General features: G+C 67.6%; 16 protein-coding genes. 5 read left to right on the top strand and 11 right to left on the bottom strand.

The window, feature by feature from the left end; genetic code table 11:
• Nucleotides 1–8: 8 nt before the first annotated feature.
• A complete protein-coding gene (locus ACEOAB_RS26160; RefSeq protein ID WP_056595711.1) occupies nt 9–1,037 on the top strand; it encodes an AraC family transcriptional regulator in 1,029 nt (342 codons plus the stop codon).
• Nucleotides 1,038–1,052: 15 nt separating this feature from the next.
• Here the strand turns inward: ACEOAB_RS26160 and ACEOAB_RS26165 are convergent, their stop codons facing one another.
• The 4 genes from ACEOAB_RS26165 to ACEOAB_RS26180 all read right to left on the bottom strand — a co-directional run bounded on the left by ACEOAB_RS26165 (nt 1,053) and on the right by ACEOAB_RS26180 (nt 4,693).
• A complete protein-coding gene (locus ACEOAB_RS26165; RefSeq protein ID WP_413750549.1) occupies nt 1,053–1,382 on the bottom strand; it encodes a thioredoxin family protein in 330 nt (109 codons plus the stop codon).
• Between the two features lie 21 nt (nt 1,383–1,403).
• Complete coding sequence (locus ACEOAB_RS26170; protein WP_056595713.1) at nt 1,404–2,096, bottom strand: HAD family hydrolase; 693 nt, start codon at nt 2,094–2,096, stop codon at nt 1,404–1,406.
• 52 nt (nt 2,097–2,148) lie between these two features.
• Nucleotides 2,149–4,035 (bottom strand): phosphomethylpyrimidine synthase ThiC, encoded by a 1,887-nt coding sequence (thiC, locus tag ACEOAB_RS26175; protein ID WP_495653197.1) that lies wholly within the window; start codon nt 4,033–4,035, stop codon nt 2,149–2,151.
• Between the two features lie 223 nt (nt 4,036–4,258).
• Nucleotides 4,259–4,693, bottom strand: a complete 435-nt coding sequence (locus ACEOAB_RS26180) for a YchJ family protein (protein ID WP_007827801.1) — start codon at nt 4,691–4,693, stop codon at nt 4,259–4,261.
• 238 nt (nt 4,694–4,931) lie between these two features.
• Between ACEOAB_RS26180 and ACEOAB_RS26185 the strand changes: the two genes are divergently transcribed.
• Nucleotides 4,932–5,681 (top strand): helix-turn-helix transcriptional regulator, encoded by a 750-nt coding sequence (locus tag ACEOAB_RS26185; RefSeq protein ID WP_495653198.1) that lies wholly within the window; start codon nt 4,932–4,934, stop codon nt 5,679–5,681.
• Between the two features lie 10 nt (nt 5,682–5,691).
• Here the strand turns inward: ACEOAB_RS26185 and iaaH are convergent, their stop codons facing one another.
• From iaaH to ACEOAB_RS26220, 7 genes are all read right to left on the bottom strand, one after another.
• Complete coding sequence (gene iaaH, locus ACEOAB_RS26190) at nt 5,692–7,212, bottom strand: indoleacetamide hydrolase (protein WP_495653199.1); 1,521 nt, start codon at nt 7,210–7,212, stop codon at nt 5,692–5,694.
• A gap of 90 nt (nt 7,213–7,302) precedes the next feature.
• Complete coding sequence (locus ACEOAB_RS26195) at nt 7,303–8,433, bottom strand: acyl-CoA dehydrogenase family protein (RefSeq protein ID WP_413751225.1); 1,131 nt, start codon at nt 8,431–8,433, stop codon at nt 7,303–7,305.
• 36 nt (nt 8,434–8,469) lie between these two features.
• Entirely contained in the window at nt 8,470–9,717 is a 1,248-nt protein-coding gene (locus ACEOAB_RS26200) for a glutamate carboxypeptidase (RefSeq protein WP_413315558.1), read from the bottom strand.
• Between the two features lie 88 nt (nt 9,718–9,805).
• Nucleotides 9,806–10,990: an acetyl-CoA C-acyltransferase gene (locus tag ACEOAB_RS26205; RefSeq protein ID WP_413749708.1), complete on the bottom strand. Its 1,185-nt coding sequence runs from the start codon at nt 10,988–10,990 to the stop codon at nt 9,806–9,808.
• Between the two features lie 46 nt (nt 10,991–11,036).
• Nucleotides 11,037–12,857: a bifunctional isocitrate dehydrogenase kinase/phosphatase gene (gene aceK / locus ACEOAB_RS26210; RefSeq protein ID WP_413749707.1), complete on the bottom strand. Its 1,821-nt coding sequence runs from the start codon at nt 12,855–12,857 to the stop codon at nt 11,037–11,039.
• Between the two features lie 29 nt (nt 12,858–12,886).
• Nucleotides 12,887–13,675: a carbonate dehydratase gene (can, locus tag ACEOAB_RS26215; protein WP_413749706.1), complete on the bottom strand. Its 789-nt coding sequence runs from the start codon at nt 13,673–13,675 to the stop codon at nt 12,887–12,889.
• Nucleotides 13,676–13,702: 27 nt separating this feature from the next.
• A complete protein-coding gene (locus ACEOAB_RS26220; RefSeq protein ID WP_056595736.1) occupies nt 13,703–14,122 on the bottom strand; it encodes a MerR family transcriptional regulator in 420 nt (139 codons plus the stop codon).
• A gap of 107 nt (nt 14,123–14,229) precedes the next feature.
• Between ACEOAB_RS26220 and ACEOAB_RS26225 the strand changes: the two genes are divergently transcribed.
• The 3 genes from ACEOAB_RS26225 to ACEOAB_RS26235 are packed head-to-tail and all read left to right on the top strand — an operon-like array spanning nt 14,230 to nt 17,534.
• Nucleotides 14,230–15,300: an MBL fold metallo-hydrolase gene (locus ACEOAB_RS26225; RefSeq protein WP_413749705.1), complete on the top strand. Its 1,071-nt coding sequence runs from the start codon at nt 14,230–14,232 to the stop codon at nt 15,298–15,300.
• Nucleotides 15,301–15,309: 9 nt separating this feature from the next.
• The gene (locus ACEOAB_RS26230) at nt 15,310–16,617 is read left to right on the top strand and encodes a leucine-rich repeat-containing protein kinase family protein (RefSeq protein WP_413749704.1); all 1,308 of its coding nucleotides are present in this window, start codon (nt 15,310–15,312) and stop codon (nt 16,615–16,617) included.
• A complete protein-coding gene (locus tag ACEOAB_RS26235; protein WP_413749703.1) occupies nt 16,614–17,534 on the top strand; it encodes a pseudouridine synthase in 921 nt (306 codons plus the stop codon). The genes ACEOAB_RS26230 and ACEOAB_RS26235 overlap by 4 nt, the downstream gene beginning before the upstream one ends.
• Nucleotides 17,535–17,602 lie beyond the last annotated feature (68 nt).

Below are 17,602 nucleotides of genomic sequence, written 5' to 3' on the forward strand. Positions count from 1 at the left end.
GCATATCCATGTCGTCCCCGTCCTTCCTGAGACCTGCCCGCGCCGTCACGCCGATGGCCTTCGTGCGAGCCATCGTGCAGGGCTACGAGCGATACGGCAAGGACCCGGCCGAGGCCCTGAAAGCGGCACAGATCACGCCGCGCGATCTGGCCCGGCCGGGCGCGCGGGTGACGGCCGCGCAGTTCGAGGCGCTGTCGGAGCACGCCATGCAGGAACTCGACGACGAGGCGCTGGGTTGGTTTTCGCGGCGCCTGCCCTGGGGCAGCTACGGCATGCTGTGCCGCGCCTCGCTGACCTCGCCCGACCTGGGCGTGGCCATCAAGCGCTGGTGCCGCCACCACCGGCTGCTGACCGAAGACATCGGCCTGGCGCTCGAAGTGGCCGGCGGCGTGGCCACGCTGCGCATCACCGAGAACCGCCCGCTCGACGATGCCTTCCGCGAGTTCTGCCTCGTGACCAGCCTGCGCTTCATGCACGGCTACATGTGCTGGGCCATCGACTCGCGCATCTCGCTGCGCAGCGCGACCTTTCCGTTCGCCGCGCCGCCGCATCGCGACGCCTACGCGCCGATGTTCACGCCCGAGGTTCGCTTCGACGCGCCCAAGGCCGGCATCAGCTTCGACGAACGCTATCTCGCCCTGCCGCTGCAGCGCGACGAACGCGCGCTACGCACCATGCTCAAGCGGGCGCTGCCGCTGACCATCCTGCAGTACCGGCGCGACCGCCTGCTGGGCCAGCGCGTGCGCGAGCTGCTGCGTTCGCGCGCGAGCGAGGCCACCACGGCCGAGGCGCTGGCCGCGCTGCTCAACGTGTCGAGCCGCACGCTGCACCGGCAGCTGCACGAGGAAGGCACGTCGCTGCAGGTGCTCAAGAACGAGGTGCGCCACGAGGTCGCCGTCGAACAGTTGCGACGCACCACGCGCCCCATCAAGCAGGTGGCGCTGGCAGTGGGGTTTCGCAACGAGAAGAGTTTTTCGCGCGCATTCCTGCAATGGACAGGGCACGCGCCGCGCGACTTCCGGCAGCAGGGGCTGTAGACAGCCCTGCCGTGCTCAGGTGGCCGGAGCGTCGATCAGTGCGAGCGCGTCGGCAATCGACTGGCTGTCCTCCGGTCGCACCAGCTTCGCAACCTCCTTGCCGTCGCGCATGAACACCAGCGTGGGCCACAGCCGCACGTTGAACGAGCGGCCCAGCGGACGGCCGCTTCCGTCTTCCACCTTGATGCGGCGCACGCTCGGGTACTTGGCAAAGGCCTCGGCGATGTTCGGCTGCGCGGCCTTGCAGATGCCGCACCAGTTGGTGCCGAACTCGACCACGGCGGGGCCGGTGAGTGCATCGATTTCGCTGCGATCGGGCTGCTCGGTCTTGTATTCGGAATTCATGCCCTTCATTCCACCAGAAACTCAGGCCGCCTGCAGGCCATAGCCCGAAAGCAGCGCCGGCAGTTCGGCCATGTCGCTGAACACCTTGACCGCGCCGACGCTCAGCAACGGGCCGGGGCCGCTGTGGCCCGATTCGCCCGTGCTGTATCCGAACACCGTGGCACCGGCGGCCACGCCCGCCATGGCACCGGTGACGGTGTCTTCGACGATGGCGCAGCGCCTCGGATCGACGCCGAGGGCTTCGGCGGCGGCAAGGTAGACATCGGGATGCGGCTTGGAGCGCGGCATCTCGTGGCCGCTGAAGATGCGGCCCTCGAAGCAGTCGAGCAGGCCGACCTTGGCCAGCTGCAGCTCGACCTTGTGGCGGTCGGCACCCGAGGCACAGGCAATGCGGCCCTTGAGCCTTGCATGGATGTCCCGGATGGCCGCAGGGGCGTTGGGTATCGCCGTGAGCGTGCGTTCGAGGGCTTCGTTGCGGCGCGCCCGGAACGTCTTCAGCCACTCGGCGGTGATGGCGAAGCCCGTCTTCGATTCGATGAGGGCGGCTTCGTCCTTCACGGCCTTGCCGGTGAAGGTGTTCATCGACTCTTCGGTGGTGATGTGCCAACCGAGCTCGCCGAGCATTTCGGCGAGCACGCGGTTGGTGATGGGTTCGGAATCGACGAGAACGCCGTCGCAGTCGAAGAGAACTGCGGAGAAGGGGAATGGGGTCATTGCGCTGCAAGGTTCGAGGAGTTCCCCATGGTAGCAACGACCCCGGGCGCGCTCAGGCCGCCGGCTTGATCGGGATGTAGATCTCGCCCCCGCCCGCCATGAATTCCCTGGACTTCTGCTCCATCCCGTCGGCCAGGGCCTCGGCCTCGGCCACGCCCTTCTTCGCGGCGTACTCGCGCACCTCCTGCGTGATCTTCATCGAGCAGAACTTCGGGCCGCACATCGAGCAGAAGTGAGCGACCTTGCTGGAGTCCTTCGGCAGCGTCTCGTCATGGAATTCGCGCGCCGTGTCCGGATCGAGGCCCAGGTTGAACTGGTCCTGCCAGCGGAACTCGAAACGCGCCTTGCTCAGCGCGTCGTCGCGCCAGCGCGCGCCCGGGTGCCCCTTGGCCACGTCGGCCGCATGCGCGGCGATCTTGTAGGCAATGATCCCCTGCTTCACGTCGTCGCGGTCGGGCAGGCCCAGGTGTTCCTTGGGCGTCACGTAGCAAAGCATCGCGGTGCCGGCCCAGCCGATCATCGCGGCGCCGATGGCGCTCGAGATGTGGTCGTAGCCCGGCGCGATGTCGATGGTCAGCGGGCCGAGCGTATAGAACGGCGCCTCGTGGCAGTGCTTGATCTGCTCGTCCATGTTGGCCTGGATCATGTGCATCGGCACGTGGCCCGGGCCTTCGATCATGGTCTGCACGTCGTGCTTCCATGCGACCTGCGTGAGCTCGCCCAGCGTGCGCAGCTCGGCGAACTGCGCTTCGTCGTTGGCATCGGCGCCCGAGCCCGGCCGCAGGCCGTCGCCCAGCGAGAAGCTCACGTCGTACGCCTTCATGATGTCGCAGATGTCCTCGAAGCGCTCGTAGAGAAAGCTCTCCTTGTGGTGCGCGATGCACCACTTGGCCATGATCGAGCCGCCGCGCGAGACGATGCCCGTCATGCGGTCGGCCGTCAGGTGGATGAACGGCAGCCGCACACCCGCGTGGATGGTGAAGTAGTCGATGCCCTGCTCTGCCTGCTCGATCAGCGTGTCGCGGAAGATCTCCCAGGTCAGGTCCTCGGCTACGCCGCCCACCTTCTCGAGCGCCTGGTAGATCGGCACGGTGCCGATGGGCACCGGCGAGTTGCGCACGATCCAGTCGCGCGTGGTGTGGATGTTCTTGCCGGTCGAAAGGTCCATCACGTTGTCGGCGCCCCAGCGGATCGCCCACACGAGCTTCTCGACCTCTTCCTCGATGCTCGACGTGACGGCCGAATTGCCGATGTTGGCGTTGATCTTGACCTTGAAGTTGCGGCCGATCGCCATCGGCTCGACTTCGGGGTGGTTGATGTTCGCGGGAATGATCGCGCGGCCGCGCGCCACCTCGTCGCGCACGAACTCGGGCGTGATGATGCGCGGAATCTGCGCGCCCATCGGGTTGCCGGCCACGCGCTTCGCGCGCGCCTCGTTGGCGAGGTATTCGGCCATCCACTCGCGCTTGCCGTTCTCGCGCAGTGCCACGTATTCCATCTCGGGCGTGACGATGCCGCGGCGCGCGTAGTGCATCTGCGTGACATTGGCACCCGACTTGGCGCGGCGCGGCGTGCGCTGCAGCGCGGAAGCTCCGGCGCGCAGTTCGGCCAGGCGCTGGGCGTCGTGGTCATGCGCGTGCTTCAGGCCTTCGTCGAGCGCCTGGTGCGAACGGCCTTCGTAGATCTCGGTGTCGTTGCGCTCGGCGATCCACGCATCGCGCACGCCAGGCAGGCCGCGGCGCACGTCGATCTCGACCTTGGCATCGGTGTACGGGCCGGAGGTGTCGTAGAGCGACACGGTCTCGCCGTTGGTCAGCAGCACGTCGCGCACGGGCACGTTCAGGTCGGGCCGGCTGCCCGGGATCAGGCACTTGTGCGACGCGGGAAAGGGTTCGCGCGTGAGCGAAAGCAGGGAGGTGAACTTGTCGGGGGCATTCATGGCGGGCACTCCTTGTTGAGGAAAGGGTGCTCCGCAATCGCTCGGTGGGCTTTGGAGGAACCCGTCACGGAAGGGGGAGTGACGGACCGAAGCCAGGGAGTGCAGCTCTTCTTACGCCGGTATGACCCGGATCAAGTTCGCGGGTCGGCTGCTTTGCCATCTCAGCACGCCTCATGCGTACACCCCGGAGCGGGGCCGATTGTGCGGGCCTGGGCTCGTCGCGTCAACCCAGGGGCTGCTGCAGGTCGCCGTCCAGGTAGTACCAGCGACCATCTTCGCGCACGAAGCGGCTGCGCTCGTGCAGGCGCGTGGCGGCGCCCGTGGCCGCGCTGCGCTGGCGCGCGACGAACTCGATCTCGGCATGGTCCGCGTCGAGCACCGAGCGCGAGCGGATGTCCAGCCCCAGCCATTTGACGCCCGGCTCGAACTCGATCGAGGCTGGCCGCTTCGATGCATGCCAGGTGGCGAGCAGGTAGTCGCCGCGCTCCAGCACGAAGGCCGAATAGCGCGAGCGCATCAGCGATTCGGCGTCGGGCGCGGGCGTATTCTGGAAATCGTCGAGGTAGCGGCCGCAGCACAGGGCGTAGCCGATGGGCTTGTCGCGGCGGTCGGTGCGGCCGCAGGGGCAAGGTCCGGTGGTGGGATCGATGGCGCTCATGGAGACCGCTATTGGAACACCTCGCGGCCCGGGTGCCGACAGGGCAAGCCCCGAAACGGGTCGATCAGGCGCGTTTGCCCTGCCGCGCGGGGTTCCTGCGGGCATTCACCCTTGGCGCGGCGCTTGCTGGACGCTAGGGTCTGTCATCAATCAAACGCCCTCGCGAACCCCTGCTGCGCGGTGCAGTGCAAGGCGCCCTGAACGCAGCGTTGCAACGACCCCATCGAGAAAGCCGGCGATGTACCTCACAGGCACTGAACAGCACGCCCTGCGCGGCGTTTTCGCGCTGCTGGCGGAAGACGACCACGGCGAGCAGGAGATCCGCGAGCGCCTGGGCCGGGCCCTGCTCGACTTGCTGCACGCGGACCAGTTCGCCTCCTTCGTATGGGATGCCGGGAGCGGCAACTTCGACGCGCGCGTGGCGCTGCACATGGATCCTGCCAACCTCGATCGCTACGCGCAGTGGCACCAGCACCACGACCCGATCACCTTCGTGCTGCAGTCGCGCCGCCGCGCCACGCGCGTGACGGAGGTGATGCCGCAGCGCGAACTGATGCGCACCCCCTTCTTCAACGACTTTCTCGCGCGCGACGGGCTGCACTGGGGCATGAACCTGCACGCCTTCGAGGGCGGGCGCGCACTGGGCGACCTGCGCATCTGGCGCCGCAAGGGCCGGGGCGATTTCGGCGACCACGAGAAGGCGCTGCTGGACCTGATCGAGCCGGCGTTCGCGGGCGCCCTGCAGCGGGCGCAGCGCGCGGCGGCTTCGGCCACGGCAGTGCCCGCGCCCGCCGCATGGACTTTGCTCAGCGCACGCGAGCAGGAGGTGGCCCGCTGCGTGCGCGAAGGGCTCACCGACAAGGAGATCGCGCGTCGCCTCGCAGTGGGCGTGCCCACGGTGCGAACCTACCTGCGGCGCATCTTCGACAAGCTGGGCATCGAGCGCCGCTCGGCGCTGGCGGGCTGGGCGGTGCCGCCCGCGCGCTGACCCGGCGCGCTTACTTCGGCGCCGGCAGGCGGCCCAGTACTTTTTCCACCGCGAGGCCCACGGCCAGCAGCCTGCGGTCGCTGCCGGCCGGCCCGTCCAGCTCCAGGCCCACGGGCAGGCCGCTGTTGGCGCCAAGGCCGGAGGGCAGCTGCACGCCCGGAATGCCGGCGTTGCTGCCGGGGTCGGTGTTCCGGATCAGCGCGCCGAAGTTCTCGGGGCTGCTGGCTTCGGGCGTCGCGGCCAGTGCCACGCCGGGCACCGTCGGGAACACCAGCGCATCGAGCTTGTGCTTCGCGAAGGTGTCGCGGTAGAGCTTGCGCAGCGCGGGGCGAGCGACGCGCATCGCGTGCTCGTAGGCCGGCCTGGCGTCGACCACGCCATTGGCGGCGGGCAGCTTGCGCGGGACAACGAAGGCCTCGAAGGTGCCCTTGACGTCGGGGCTCGCAATGCCGGCCGTGAGCTGCGCGATGTCGATGCCCGTGCGGTACTTCGCGAGGTAGGCCGCCATGTCGTCGTACGCCTCGTAGAGCGCGAGCGGGAAGCCGACCGCGCCGTTGAGCTCCATCAGCCCGGGCATGTCCAGGTCCACCAGCGTGGCCCCGGCCGCGCGCAGCTTCTCGAAAGCGGCGTCGGTGGCGGTGCGCGTGTCGGCATCGAGGCCGGCCTGGAAGGCGGGCACCACGCCGAGCCGCACGCGCTTCAGATCGGCGGGCTTCAGCGGAGCGCCGCCGGCAATGATGCTGTCGAGCAGCGCCACGTCGGCCATCGACTGCGCCATCGGCCCCGCGGTGTCGCGCGTGTGCGAGATCGGCGCAATGCCCTGCTGCGGATAGCGGCCCACCGTGGGGCGCAGCGACGCGCAGCCGTTGAACGCGCACGGAATGCGCACCGACCCGCCCGTGTCGGTGCCCAGCGCGGCCGGCGCCATGCGTGCGCCCAGCGCGGCGCCATTGCCCGACGACGAGCCGCCCGCGATGCGGCTCGGGTCGTAGGCGTTGCGCACGCCCACCTCGGGGCCGGTCTGGAACGCGGGGTTGTAGCCGGTGACGCCGAAGGCCAGCTCCTGCATGTTCGTCTTGCCGAGCACGACGGCGCCGGCCGCGCGCAGCCTGGCGACCACCGGCGCGTCGGCGGTCGGCACGAAGCCCTTGAGTGCGGGCGTGCCGGCTGTCGCGGGCAGGCCCCGCACCTGGATGTTGTCCTTGATGGCCACCGGCAGCCCGGCCAGCGGCGTGCAGGCGCCGCCGCGCTTGCGCAGTGCATCGGCGGCGCGCGCGGCCGCCAGGGCGCCGGCTTCGTCGAGCGTGACGAAGGCGTTGAGGTTCGCCTTGGCCTTGGCTTGCGCGAGGTAGGCCGACACCAATTGCTCGCTGGTGACGGTGCCGGCGCACAACTGCCGCACGGCTTCGGTCGCGGTCAGCGTGGCGATATCGGTGGCGGCGGGCTGGGCATTGGCGCAGGGGCCGAGCGCGGCGGCGAGCGGCAATGCCGCAAGCCATGCGGCGCGGAAGACAGGGGTGGCAGAAGTCATGGCAAGGCACTCCGTGAAAGAGGCAGCCATGGTGCGCTGGCGCGGGGCGCCTGTCTGTCATCCAAACCGATGACAGACAGGCGGCGTCGCTCACGCGAGCGCGCGTTGGATCAACAGCTTCTGGATGTCCGACGTGCCTTCGTAGATCTGGCACACGCGCACGTCGCGGTAGATGCGCTCCAGCGGAAAGTCGTTCACGTAGCCGTAGCCGCCCAGCGTCTGGATAGCGGCGCTGCACACGCGCTCGGCCATCTCGCTCGCGAACAGCTTGGCCATGGCCGCTTCCTTCAGGCAGGGCCGACCCGCATCGCGCAGGCTCGCGGCATGCCAGATCAGCTGGCGCGCAGCTTCGAGCTGCGTCGCGCATTCGGCCAGGCGAAAGCCCACGGCCTGCTGGTCGAAGATCGAGCCGCCGAAGGCCTGGCGCTCCTTGGCATAGGCCAGCGCCACGTCGAAGGCGCTGCGCGCCATGCCCACGCTCTGCGCGGCGATGCCGATGCGCCCGCCCTCGAGCGCGCCGAGCGCGATCTTGTAGCCCTCGCCCTCGGCGCCGATCAGGTTCTCGCGCGGAATGCGGCAGCCGTCGAAGTTGATCTGCGCGGTGTCGCTGCTGTGCTGGCCCAGCTTGTCTTCCAGGCGCGCGACGTTGTAGCCCGGCGCGTCGGTCGGCACGATGAAGGCGCTCATGCCGCGCTTGCCCGCGCCCTTGTCGGTCACCGCGATGACGATGGCGACCTGGCCGTTCTTGCCGCTGGTGATGAACTGCTTCACGCCGTCGATCACGTACGCATCGCCGTCCTTGCGCGCCGTGGTGCGCAGGCTCGATGCGTCGCTGCCGGCCTGCGGCTCGGTAAGGCAGAAGGCGCCAAGCATCTCCCCTTGCGCGAGCGGTTCGAGCCACTGCTTTTTTTGCTGCGCGTTGCCGTAGCGCATGAGGATGGCGTTGACCGGGCAGTTGGTCACGCTGATGGCGGTGCTGGTGCCGCCGTCGCCGGCCGCGATTTCTTCCAGCACCAGCGCGAGCGTGAGGTAGTCGAGGCCGGCGCCACCGTCTTCCTCGGGCACGCAGATGCCGTAAGCCCCCAGTGCCGCAAGGCCTTGGTGAGCCTCCTTGGGAAAGCTGTGCTCGCGGTCCCACTTCGGGGCGTGGGGCCACAGTTCGGCTTGCGAGAAGTCGCGTACCGCGTCGCGGATGGCTTCCTGGTCGGGGCTGAGCAGCATGGCGTTGTCTCCTGTCTGTCTTTTTTCGAGTCGCGCTTACTTGCCGGCGCCCAGGTCCATGATCAAACGCGCGGCCATGTACAGGCGGCGCGGAATGGCGCTGATGTCCACGTACTCGGCCTTGTCGCTGTGGTAGCCGAAGCCTGGCAGGCCCAGGCTTTCGATCACCGGCTTGCCCGACAGCGCCGCATAGGCCGCGTCGGTGCCGCCGCCGGTGCGCTCTTCCACGCCGAGGTTGCCGCCGGCTTCCTTGTAGAAGCCCACGGCCTTGTCGACCAGCTTCTTGCCGCCTTCGCCCGCGTTGAAGGCCGGACGGCCGCGCGTGACGACCACCTTGACGTCGGCCTCGGGCAGCTTCTTCTGCTGCGCGCGCTCTTCCAGCGTCTTCATGGCGGCGTCGAAGTCCTCGTTGCGCGCATAGCGCACGTCGGCGTTCAGCGTGGCGCTGGCCGGGATGATGTTCGACACGTTGCCGGCCTTGGCGATGGTCCAGTTGAAGCGCAGGTTCTTCGCCTTGTCGTCGATGTTCATGGTGCGCAGCACGAGGTCCGACGCCTCGACCAGCGCGTTCACGCCCAGCTCGGGCGCGGCGCCGGCGTGCGAGGCCTTGCCCGTGATGTTGACCTGCACGTAGGCGATGCCCGAGGTGCCGAGCGAGAGCTTCTCGTCGCCGGCGCTGGTGGGTTCGAAGGACAGCACGTAGTCGGCCAGCTTGGCTTCTTCCTGGATCAGGTCGCGCGAGCCAAAGGAGCCCTTCTCTTCGTCGGTGTTGAACAGCACGGTGATGGTGCCGTAGTCGCGCACGCCGTAGTCCTTGAGCAGCTTGAGCGTGTGCAGGATGACGGCGTTGCCGCCCTTGTCGTCGGCGATGCCGGGACCGTAGGCCTTGTCGCCTTCGATCTTGAACGGCGCCTTCGCGAGCGTGCCCTTCAGGTACACGGTGTCCATGTGCGACATCAGCAGCAGGTTCTTGCCGCCGCGGCCCTTGAGTTTGCCCACGATGTTGTCGCCCACCACGAGGCCGGCCGACTTGCTGCGCGTGACCGTGAAGCCCAGGTTCTTGAGTTCGCCCTCGAGGTAGTTGCCGGCGGCGGCGATGCCCTCTGCATCACCGGTGCCGGTCTCGATGTTGACGAGCTTCTCCAGCGTCTTGATCACCGCGGGCTGCTCGTCGGTGGCAGCCTGGAACAACACGTTGTCGCGCTTCTGCGCCCAGGCGGCGCTCGCCACGAAAGCGGTGGCCAGCACGGCGGCAATGGCGGTACGGTGGATGGATGGGCGCATGAAATCTCCTGCTCTACGCATTGTTTGAAGTATTTGAACGAGAAAGCCGGCAGGCGCCCGTCCCCCGGGCGCCTGCCGGCCATTGCCCTTATAGCAATTCGAGTGCCACGGCGGTGCCTTCGCCGCCGCCGATGCACAGCGTGGCCACGCCGCGCTTCTTGCCGCGCGCCTTCAGCGCATGGATCAGCGTGACCATGATGCGCGCGCCGCTCGCGCCGATCGGGTGGCCCAGCGCGCAGGCGCCGCCGTTCACGTTGACGATCTCGTGCGACACGTCGAGTTCGTGCATCAGCGCCATCGGCACCACGGCGAAGGCTTCGTTCACCTCCCAGAGGTCCACGTCCTTCACGGTCCAGCCGGTCTTCTTGAAGAGCTTGGCGACCGCGCCGACGGGTGCGGTGGAGAACCACTCGGGCTGCTGCGCGTGCGTGGCATGGCCGACGAGGCGGGCGATGGGCCTGGCGCCGATCTTCTTCGCATGCGACTCGGTCATCATCACCAGCGCGGCGGCGCCGTCGTTGATCGACGAGCTCGATGCGGCGGTGATGGTGCCGTTTTCCTTCTTGAACGCGGGCTTGAGCGTGGGGATCTTGTCGAGCTTGACCTTGCCCGGGCCCTCGTCGATGGAGATCACCGTGTCGCCGCCGCGGCCCTTGACGGTGACGGGCGCGATCTCGTCCTTGAAGAGGCCAGTGTCGGTGGCCTTCTTGGCGCGCTCGACGCTGGCGATGGCAAATGCGTCCTGCTGCTCGCGCGTGAACTTGTACTTGGCCGCGCAGTCTTCGCCGAAGGTGCCCATCGAGCGGCCCGGCTGGTAGGCGTCCTCGAGGCCGTCGAGCATCATGTGGTCGAAGATGCGGTCGTGGCCCATGCGGTAGCCGCCGCGGCCCTTGAGCATGAGGTAGGGCGCGTTGGTCATGCTTTCCATGCCGCCCGCGATCATCACGTCGTGCGTGCCAGCGAGCAGCAGGTCGTGCGCGAGCATCGCGGCCTTCATGGCCGAGCCGCACATCTTGCTGAGCGTGACGGCGCCCGCGCTGTCGGGCAGGCCGCCCTTGTAGGCCGCCTGACGCGCCGGCGCCTGGCCCTGGCCGGCCATCAGGCAGTTGCCGAACAGCACTTCGCCCACGCTGTCCGGGGCAATGCCGGCGCGCTCGACGGCGGCCTTGATGGCGGCGCCGCCGAGGTCGTGCGCGGCAAGGGAAGAGAAGTCGCCCTGGAAGCTGCCCATGGGGGTGCGGGCGGCGCCGACGATGACGATGGATTCGGACATGGAGTTCTCCTTCAGGTATGTGAAAGCGGAATCGAAAAACGATCGGTCAAAAATGCGTCGCGTGCCCCTCGTGCTGGAAGCGTTGCGACTCTTCGTACGGAAACACGTCGAGCATCTGCCCGGCCTGGATGCGTTCCTTGTGGTGCTGCCAGAAGGCGGCGTCGAGCAGGTCGGCGTGGTGCGCCATGAAGGCGGCGCGCACGTCGTCGTTGCCGAGCAGGAAGGGTTCGAAGGTTTCGGGGAACACGTCCTTCGGGCCCACCGAGTACCAGACCTCGCCGCTCATCTCGTCCTCTTCGTTGCGCGGTGTGGGCACCTTGCGGAACTTGCAGTCGGTGACGTATTCGATCTCGTCGTAGTCGTAGAACACGACCTTGCCGCCGCGCGTGACGCCGAAGTTCTTCCACAACATGTCGCCCGGGAAGATGTTCGCGGCGACCATGTCCTTGATGGCGTTGCCGTACTCGATCACGGCGCGCTCGAGCTGGTCCTTCGCACGCGTGGCGTGTGCCGGGCTTTCGGGGCTGGCCAGCGTGTCGAAGGCTTCCTGCAGGTAGATGTTCAGCGGGATCATGCGCCGCTCGATGTAGACGTGCTTGAGCACGACTTCCATTTCCCCGTTGCTGTCGCGGTCGCCGAGCTCGAGCTGGCTGGGCGCGAACTTCCTGATCTCCTCGATCAGCTCGGGCTCGAAGCGGTCGAGCGGAAAACCCACGTCGCTGTACTCCAGCGTGTCGGCCATGCGGCCCACGCGGTCGTGCTGCTTCACGAGCATGTACTTGCCCTTGATCTGCTCGCGCGTGGTGTCCTTCTGCGGCGGATAGAAGTCCTTGATGACCTTGAACACGAACGGGAACGACGGCAGGTCGAACACCAGCATGACCATGCCCTTGATGCCCGGCGCAATGCGGAAGCGATCGCTCGAATAGTTCAGGTGCGAGAGGAAGTCGCGGTAGAACAGCGTCTTGCCCTGCTTGGCAAGGCCGAGCGCGTTGTAGATTTCGGCGCGCGGCTTGCGCGGCATGAGCGAGCGCAAAAACTGCACCCAGGCCGAGGGCACTTCCATGTCGACCATGAAGTAGGCGCGCGCAAAGCTGAACAGCATCTGCATGTCGTCCTCGCCGAACAGCGCCGCGTCGATGTAGAACTTGCCGTGGCTGTCGTGCAGGATCGGCAGCGAGAACGCAATCTCGGTGAAGCCGTTCATGATCTTTCCGACCACGTACGCGCCCTTGTTGCGAAAGAACAGGCCCGACAGCACCTGCAGCTGGAAGTTGGCGCGCAGCTTGACCTGGTGGAAGCGGTTCAGGATGACGTGTGCCACGCGCTGCGCATCGCGCCGCTTGTTGGCATAGCTGCCGAGCAGCTCGAAGTCGTCGAGCATCTGCTCGATGGTGTCGGCCAGCGTGTCGGGCTTGGGGTAGTACGGGCGGTAGGTGGGCGCGCCGCGCGGCTCGATGTATTCGGTGCTGATGGCCGGGCGCACGAAGATGAAGTCGTTCTGGAAGTACGCGCGGTGCAGGATCTTCGTGGTCACCGAGTTGAAGAAGGTCTCGGCCAGCTCGGGCTGGTGGTGGTCCACCAGCAGGCCGATGTAGTGCAGCTTGACCTGGTGCCAAACGTCCATCGGCTGCTCGCCGGCCTTGAACTCCTTTTCGAGCCGGGCCACGGCTTCGCCCACGCGCAGGTCGTAGAACTCGATGCGCTCGCGCTGCGCGCGCTGCTGGCCGTGCCAGTCGGCGGTTTCGAAACGGTGCTTGGCGCGCGCCGATTCAGCGCGGAACAACCGGTAGTGCCGGTTGAAGCCGTCCATCATCGCCTTCGCGATGTCATAGGCCAGCGGCGAATCGAGGCGCTGCGGAAACATGGCGACGCGAGCCGATGGAGGACGGCCGTTCAGGCCACGGCGGGGTCGGCCGTGCCGTCGGCCTCGGGCTGCGGCGTCATGGCCTGCGCCTCCTGCACCGCCTGGTTCACCTGCGTGCCTTGCAGCGTCAGCGACTGGATCACTTCGCCGGGCTTGCTCCACTTGTAGCGGATGCGCTGCACCGCGGCCTTGTAGACCGCATCGAGCGGCTTGGCGCCGTCGACGCTCAGGCCGAGGTCCTGCAGCAGGCCGTCGTGCACGCCGAAGGTCCAGCCGTGGATGCGGACCTTCTGGCCGCGCGCCCAGGCGTCGACCATGACGGTGCTGACGGCCACGTTGACCACCTGCTCGGCCACGTTGAGTTCGCACAGCGCGTCGACGCGTGCATCTTCGGGCAGGCTCTCGAGCATCACGGCGTGGCGGTCGCGCACGTCCTGGATGTGGCGGATCCAGTTGTCGGCCAGGCCGATGCGCGCGCCGCTGAGTGCGGCCTTCACGCCGGCGCAGCCGTAGTGGCCCACGACCATGATGTGCTCGACCTTCAGGTGCTCGACCGCGAACTGGATCGCCGAGAGCGCGTTGAGGTCGGAGTGCACCACGATGTTGGCCACGTTGCGGTGCACGAACACTTCGCCCGGCTCCAGGCCGGTTATCTGGTTGGCTGGCACGCGACTGTCGGAACAGCCGATCCACATGTAGCGCGGCGTCTGCTGCTTGACCAGGCTGGTGAAGAAACCGGGCCGGTCGCGCTCCATCTGCGCGGACCAGGCACGGTTGTGGGCAAAGAGGTCGTCGAGGTTATCGGTGTTGTCGGACATAGTCGGCTATTGTCGATGAGTCGTGTTTCAGGCCTTGGCTTCCGCGGGCTTGACCGCCTTGTTCGCCTTTTGTGCCTTGGCCAGGGTGGCCCGTCCCTTTTTCTCGTGCTCGCGCACTTCCGCGAGGTTGGCCTGCAATTCGGTCAGCTGCGCTTCGAGCTGGGCCCGGTGGGTGCCCAGCACGCCGAGGAATCTTTCCAGCTGCGGCACGGTGTCGCGCGGGCTGTCGTACATGTCGAGGATTTCCTTCGCCTCCGTCAGGCTCAGCCCGAGGCGCTTGGCGCGCAGCGTGAGCGTGAGCCGCGCCCGATCGCGCGCGCTGTACACGCGCTGCAGGCCGGCGCGCTCGGGCGTGAGCAGGCCCATGTCCTCGTAGAAGCGGATGGCCCGCGTCGTGAGATCGAACTCCTTCGCGAGCTGGCTGATGGTGAAGGTTTGCGCAGGCATGGCGGCGGTGGTGGCGAAAGGGCGTTACGGGGGCGACAGCAGGTTTGCGCGGCGATCCCTACAATGGTGCCACCAACCTATGACGTTTACGTAAACGTCAATCTTACATGAACCTCCTCGAACGCGAACTCCACTACCCCCTCGGCGACACGCTCCCCGAGCCCGGCGAAGCCCTGGAAGTGGCGCCCGGCGTGCGCTGGATCCGCATGCGGCTGCCCTTTGCGCTCGACCACATCAACCTCTGGCTGCTGCGCGACAGTCTCGACGGCGTCGAGGGCTGGACAGTGGTCGACTGCTGCATCGCGCACGACGAAGCCCGCGCGCAGTGGGAGCAGATTTTCGAGACGCAGCTGCAGGGCATGCCGATCCTGCGCGTCATCGTCACCCACATGCACCCCGACCACATCGGCCTGGCCGAGTGGCTCTGCTCGCGCTGGAACGCGCCGCTGTGGATCAGTTCCACCGACTACCACGTGGCCCGCGTGCTCAGCACCAATGGCGACACCCTGGCGGGCGGCGATGCGGCCGCGACCTTCTTCGGCTCGCACGGCCTAACCGACGCCGAGTCGCTCGCCAAGATCCGCGCACGCACCAACTACTACGCGAACATGGTGCCCTCGGTGCCAGACCGCTTCGTTCGCATGCTCGACGGCGACGACGTCGTGATCGGCGGCCACGCCTGGCGCTGCATCAGCGGCTACGGACATGCGCCCGAGCACATCGCGCTGTACTGCGACGAACTCAAGCTGCTGCTGGGCGGCGACATGATGCTGCCGCGCATTTCCACCAACGTGAGCGTGCACGCGGGCGAGCCCGAGGCGAACTCGCTGCGCCTGTTTCTCGACAGCATCGACAAGTTCAAGGCGCTGCCGGCCGACACGCTGGGCCTGCCCTCGCACGGCAAGCCGTTCCGCGGCATCCACCGCCGCGTCGACCAGCTGCAGGAGCACCACCGCGACCGGCTGGCCGAATTGCTCGAAGCCTGCACGGCGCGCGCCCTGACCGCTGCCGAAGGCCTGCCGATCCTGTTCAAGCGCGAACTCGACCTGCACCAGATGACCTTCGCCATGGGCGAAACGGTGGCCCACCTGCACCTGCTGTGGTTCGCTGGCCAGGTGAAGCGCGAACTCGGCAAAGACGGCATCTACCGCTTCGGACCCAAGGCCGCGACGGCTTAGACTCGCCGGATGGACACGCTGGCTCAGCTGCGCGCGGGCCGGCTGGCAGGCGCAAGAAGAATCGATCTCTCGAGCGGACTCACCGAGTTCCCGCGAGAGATCTTCGAACTCGCCGATTCGCTCGAGGTGCTGAACCTGTCGGGCAATGCACTCGACACGCTTCCCGACGACCTCCACCGGCTGCACAGGCTGCGCGTGCTGTTCTGCTCGGACAACCGGTTCACCACGCTGCCTGAAGCCATCGGCCAGTGCCATGGCCTCGACATCGTCGGCTTCAAGGCCAACCGGATCCGCACCGTGCCGTCGGCCTCGCTGCCGCCCTCGCTGCGCTGGCTGATCCTCACGGACAATCAAATCGATGAACTGCCCGATTCGCTCGGCAACTGCACGCGAATGCAGAAGCTGATGCTCGCGGGCAACCGCCTGCGCGCGCTGCCGCCCTCGATGGCCAGCCTCGGGCAGCTCGAACTGCTGCGCATCTCGGCCAACCGCTTCGAGACGCTGCCCGCATGGCTGCCTTCGCTGCCGCGCCTGTCGTGGCTCGCCTGCGCGGGCAACCCCTTCGACACGCAGGCCGAGGACGCGGCGATCACCGCGCAGTCGGTGCCGCACGTCGACTGGCGTGAACTGGCGCTGGGCAGGAAGCTCGGCGAAGGCGCATCGGGCGTGATCCATCAGGCGACGCTCGGCACCGCATCGCAGCCGGTGGCGGTCAAGCTCTTCAAGGGCGTGGTCACCAGCGACGGCTGGCCGCACAGCGAGATGGCGGCCTGCATCGCCGCTGGCGTGCATCCCACGCTGATCGCCGCGCAGAGCCGCATCGACGGCCATCCCGAAGGCATCGAAGGCTTGGTGATGGCGCTGGTCGATCCATCGTTCGCCACGCTCGCGGGGCCGCCGAGCCTTGCGTCGTGTACGCGCGATGTCTATGCAGAAGAAGCGCGGTGGACGTCCGATGTGGCGCTGCGCATCGCACGCGACATCGCGTCGGCCATGCAGCATCTGCATGCGCAAGGAATTCTTCACGGCGATCTCTATGCGCACAACATCCTCTGGCATCCGGAAGATGGCGGCCGGCTCGGCGACTTCGGCGCGGCGTGGATGACGGGCGCGCCCGATGCAGCGCAGGCGCGTGCGTTCCAAGGCCTGGAGATGCGCGCCTTCGGCTGCCTGCTGGAAGAGCTGCTCGAACGCTGCAACGACGCACCGCCGCAGGCCGTGTCGACGTTGAAAGACCGCTGCCTGCAGCCCGACGCGGCGTCGAGGCCTTCGTTCGCCGAAGCCCTATCCGTGCTGCGGCGAGCACTCCCGCAATGACCCGGCGCCGACCGCCCCAATTGCCGCTGCCCACGCGCGACGGCGTCGGACCGAGCTGCGTGGGCCTGGTCCACGGCCCCTGGCCGACCATTGCCGAATTCCTGATCGAGCGCTTTCCCGCGATCACGCGCGAAGCCTGGCTCGAACGCATCGAGGCGAACGACGTCATCGACGAGCACGGCGTGCCCGTGACGGTGGCGCGCCGTTATCAATCGCCGCTGCGCGTGTACTACTACCGCACGCTCGACAACGAAGCGCGCATCCCGTTCGAAGAGCAGGTCGTGTTCCGGGACGACGAACTGCTGGTGGTCGACAAGCCCCCCTTCGTGCCCGTCACGCCCACCGGCAAATACCTGCAGGAGAGCCTGCTGGTGCGGCTCAAGCGCAAGCTGGCGCTCGACGACCTCGTGCCGCTGCACCGCATCGACCGCAGCACCTCGGGGCTGGTGCTGTTCTCGGTGCGGCCCGCCACGCGCGGCGCCTACCAGCAGATGTTTCCGGAGCGCCGCATCGCCAAGCACTACGAAGCCGTGGTGCCGTGGCGCGAAGGCGTTTCGTCGGTGCCCGCCACTTACCGCAGCCGGCTGGTCGACGACGACCACTTCATGCGCGTGCGCGAAGAACCCGGCGAGCCCAACTCCGAAACCCGCATCGAGGTGCAAGAGGTGCGCGACGGCCGCGCGCTGCTGAAGCTCTCGCCCGTGACGGGCCGCAAGCACCAGTTGCGCGTGCACTGCATGGCGCTGGGCATGCCGATCGTGAACGATCCGATCTATCCCGTGCTGCTGCCCGAAGGCGCAGACGATTTCGGCAAGCCCTTGCAGCTGCTGGCGAGGTCGGTCGCGTTCCTCGACCCGGTGAGCGGCGACCTGCGCAGCTTCACGAGCCCCCGAAGCCTGACGCTGACACCGAGGTGACGCCCGCGCGGCGCGGCGCGCACTAAGCTCGTTTCCTGGACCCGATCGCTCATTCATTCAGGAGACAC

The sequence above is a fragment of the Variovorax sp. Varisp53 genome (assembly GCF_059491555.1).